The sequence below is a fragment of the Streptomyces sp. WAC 04229 genome, assembly GCF_003947455.1.
In the GTDB taxonomy this organism is placed as follows: Bacteria; Actinomycetota; Actinomycetes; order Streptomycetales; family Streptomycetaceae; genus Streptomyces.
Genome location: NZ_QHJH01000347.1, coordinates 1 through 3,348, shown reverse-complemented (window position 1 = coordinate 3,348; position 3,348 = coordinate 1). Strand labels below are relative to the sequence as shown.

Genomic DNA, 3,348 nt, shown 5'->3' with positions numbered 1-3,348 from the left:
CATCGCATAGCTGTCGTACCGCCCCCCCCGGCCGCGATTCCCGGGGGCCTGGGGGTTGTCCCCCGGGAATCGCGGCCGGGGGGGGCGGTACGACAGCTATGCGATGAGGCTTTCCAGGGATACGTGCGGGTTCGCCAGCGCCTCCGTGTCCACCTGGGCCTTCGAGCGGATCAGCTGCTGGATCGGCTCCGTGACGTCCCACACGTTGACGTTCATCCCGGCCAGCACGCGGCCCTCCTTCACCCAGAAGGCGATGAACTCGCGCTTCGCCGCGTCCCCGCGGATCACCACCTCGTCGTACGACCCCGCGGGCGCCCAGCCGGAGTACTCCATGCCCAGGTCGTACTGGTCGGTGAAGAAGTAGGGGACGCGGTCGTGGGCCGTGCCCCGGCCGAGCATCGCGCGGGCCGCCGCCGGGCCGCCGTTCAGCGCGTTGGCCCAGTGCTCGACGCGCAGGCTGGTGTCGTAGAGGGCGTGGTGGAAGGAGGCCACGTCGCCGGCCGCGTAGATGTCGGGGTCGGAGGTGCGCAGGTGCTCGTCGACGACGATGCCGCCGCCGTGCGCCCGGTCGGCGATCTCCAGCCCGGCCGCCTGCGCGAGCGCGGCGCGCGGGGCGGCGCCGATCGCGGCGAGCACGTCGTGCGCCGGGTGCTCCTCGCCGTCGTCGGTGCGGGCGGCCAGCACCATGCCGTCCTGGCCGACGATCTCGGTCAGCGCCACGCCGAAGCGGAAGCGCACCCCGTGCGACTCGTGCAGCTCGGCGAAGACGGCGCCCAGCTCGGGACCGAGGACGCCGTGCAGCGGGGTCGGGCCGGGCTCGACGACGGTGACCTCCGCCCCGTACTCGCGGGCCGCCGCCGCGACCTCCAGGCCGATCCAGCCGGCGCCGGCGATGACGAGGTGGCCGTTGTCCCGGCCGAGGGAGGCGAGGACGCCCTTGAGGCGCTCGGCGTGGGCGAGGCGGCGCAGGTGGTGGACGCCGGCGAGGTCGGTGCCGGGGACGTCGAGGCGGCGGGGCTCGGCGCCGGTCGCGAGGAGCAGCTTGTCGTAGCTGACGTGGGTGCCGTCGTCGCCGTAGTGGACGGTCTTGGCGGCGCGGTCGATCGCGACGACGGTCTGGCCGAGGTGCAGCTCGATGTCGTGCCGGGCGTACCAGGCGGGCTCGTGCACGAAGACGCTGTCGCGCTCCTCCTTGCCGAGGAGGTAGCCCTTGGACAGCGGGGGGCGCTCGTAGGGGTGGTCGCGTTCGTCGCAGATGAGGATCACCCGGCCGGTGAAGCCCTCCGTGCGGAGCGTCTCGGCCGCCTTCGCGCCCGCCAGGCCGCCTCCGACGATGACGAATGTCTGATCCGCGTCGACCACTTGTCTGCCTCCTCGTCAGGGTGCCGCCACATGCGAGCGTCCCGCACGTGGCGTGGTGCGGGAAGAGGGAGCGACCCGATCAGGCCACGGAGCGTCCGGTTTCCGGAGCTTCGCGGTCCGTCGGGTCACACCTGTCCCACCAGTCTCATGGATGCCCTGTCAGGCGGGCGTGAAGCGAGCGGGCCGAGGCGTCGGTGAGGGAGGCGATCTGGTCGACGATCACCCGTTTGCGGGCCCGGTCGTCGGCGGCCGCGTCGAACAGGGCGCGGAACTGCGGGTCGAGTCCGTCGGGGGCGCGGGCGGTGAGCGCCTCGGCCAGTTCGGCGACGACGATCCGCTGGTCGGCGCGGAGCGCCTCCTGTTCGGTGCGCTGCATGACGTACCGGACGGCGACCGCCTTGAGGACGGCGCACTCCAGCTGGGTCTCCCTCGGGACGACCAGTTCGGCGGTGTACCGGGTGAGCCGGCCGTCGCCGTACGCGGCCCGGGTGGCGGTCTCGGCGGCCAGGCAGAACCGGCCGATGAGCTGGCTGGTGGCGTCCTTCAGGCGGGCCTGGGCGACGGCCGAGCCGTCGTAGCCGTGCGGCCACCAGTCCTGGGCGAGGAGCCGGTCGAGGGCGTCGGCGAGTTCGGCGTGGTCGGTGCCCTCGGGGACGTAGCGGCCGACGGCGGCCTCGAAGACGGCCTCGCGCTCGGGGTCGGCGAGCAGGCAGTTCGGGTCGATGTGGCCGGCGTGCAGGCCGTCCTCGACGTCGTGCACGGAGTACGCCACGTCGTCCGCCCAGTCCATGACCTGGGCCTCGAAGCAGGTGCGGGCGCCGGGGGCGTCCTTGCGGAGCCACTCGAAGACGGGCCGGTCGTCGTCGTAGACGCCGAACTTGCGTGAGGCCGGGTCGGTGGGGTGGGCGCCGCGGGGCCAGGGGTACTTGGTGGCGGCGTCGAGGGTGGCGCGGGTGAGGTTGAGGCCGACGGAGCCGTCCTCGGTGAACCGCTTGGGCTCGATGCGGGTGAGCAGCCGCAGGGACTGGGCGTTTCCCTCGAAGCCGCCGCAGTCCTCGGCGAACGTGTTGAGCGCCAGTTCGCCGTTGTGCCCGAAGGGCGGGTGGCCGAGGTCGTGGGAGAGGCAGGCGGCCTCCACGAGGTCGGGGTCGCAGCCGAGGGCGGCGCCGAGTTCGCGGCCGACCTGGGCGCACTCCAGGGAGTGGGTGAGGCGGGTACGGGGGCTGGCGTCCCACATGGGGCTTCCCTCGCCCGGGGTGACGACCTGGGTCTTGCCGGCGAGGCGGCGCAGGGCGGCGGAGTGGAGGATGCGGGCGCGGTCGCGTTGGAAGGCGGTGCGGCCGGGGCGTTTGTCCGGCTCGGGGGCCCAGCGGGCGACTGACGTCGGGTCGTAGGGGGGTGGGGTGTCTGTGCCTTCCATGTGATGAACATTAAGCGGTGGGGGCGGACGCGTCTGCCGGGTTCGGTGGTCGCGCGGGTGCGGGCAGATCGTGGCTGGTCGCGCCCGCGCGGCGGAGCCGCACATCGATACGGCCCCGCGCCCCTAGGGGGTTGCTAGTAGCCGGGATCTCAAGTCGCCGTCGGCCTTCACCGCCTCGTCGTAGCGGTGCAGGAGCAGGTGGGCCATGGCCGGGTGGGTGCCCAGGGGGGACGACGCGATCCACGGGGCCGCTGCCGCGCACTCCGTCGCGAAGCGGCCCGGGGCCGTGAAGTAGGAGGCGACGGCCACTCGGCGGTGGCCCCGGGACGTCAGGGTGCGGACGGCGTCCGGAACGGTGGGGGACGACGCCGAGGCGTAGGCGGGGAGGACCGGGACGCCGAGGCGGGCGGCGAGGAGGGACGCGGTGCGGGTCGTGTCGGTCCTGGAGTCCGGGTCGCGGGAGCCCGCGGAGGCGAGGACGACGGCGGCGTCCCGGAGGGCCCGGGTGGGCCAGCCGGCCTCCAGCAGGCGGGCGTGGAGGGCGTCCACGAGCAGGGGGTGCGGGC

General features: G+C 74.0%; 3 protein-coding genes. All 3 read right to left on the bottom strand.

Going from position 1 to position 3,348, the window contains the following annotated elements; genetic code table 11:
- Nucleotides 1–96 precede the first annotated feature (96 nt).
- Nucleotides 97–1,362 (bottom strand): NAD(P)/FAD-dependent oxidoreductase, encoded by a 1,266-nt coding sequence (locus tag DMH12_RS37880; RefSeq protein WP_125495789.1) that lies wholly within the window; start codon nucleotides 1,360–1,362, stop codon nucleotides 97–99.
- A gap of 145 nt (nucleotides 1,363–1,507) precedes the next feature.
- Entirely contained in the window at nucleotides 1,508–2,782 is a 1,275-nt protein-coding gene (locus DMH12_RS37875; protein ID WP_125495788.1) for a deoxyguanosinetriphosphate triphosphohydrolase, read from the bottom strand.
- A 123-nt stretch (nucleotides 2,783–2,905) separates the two neighbouring features.
- Nucleotides 2,906–3,348, bottom strand: a 443-nt coding sequence (locus DMH12_RS37870) for a CbiX/SirB N-terminal domain-containing protein (protein ID WP_312023999.1), incomplete at its 5' end; no start/stop codon positions are given.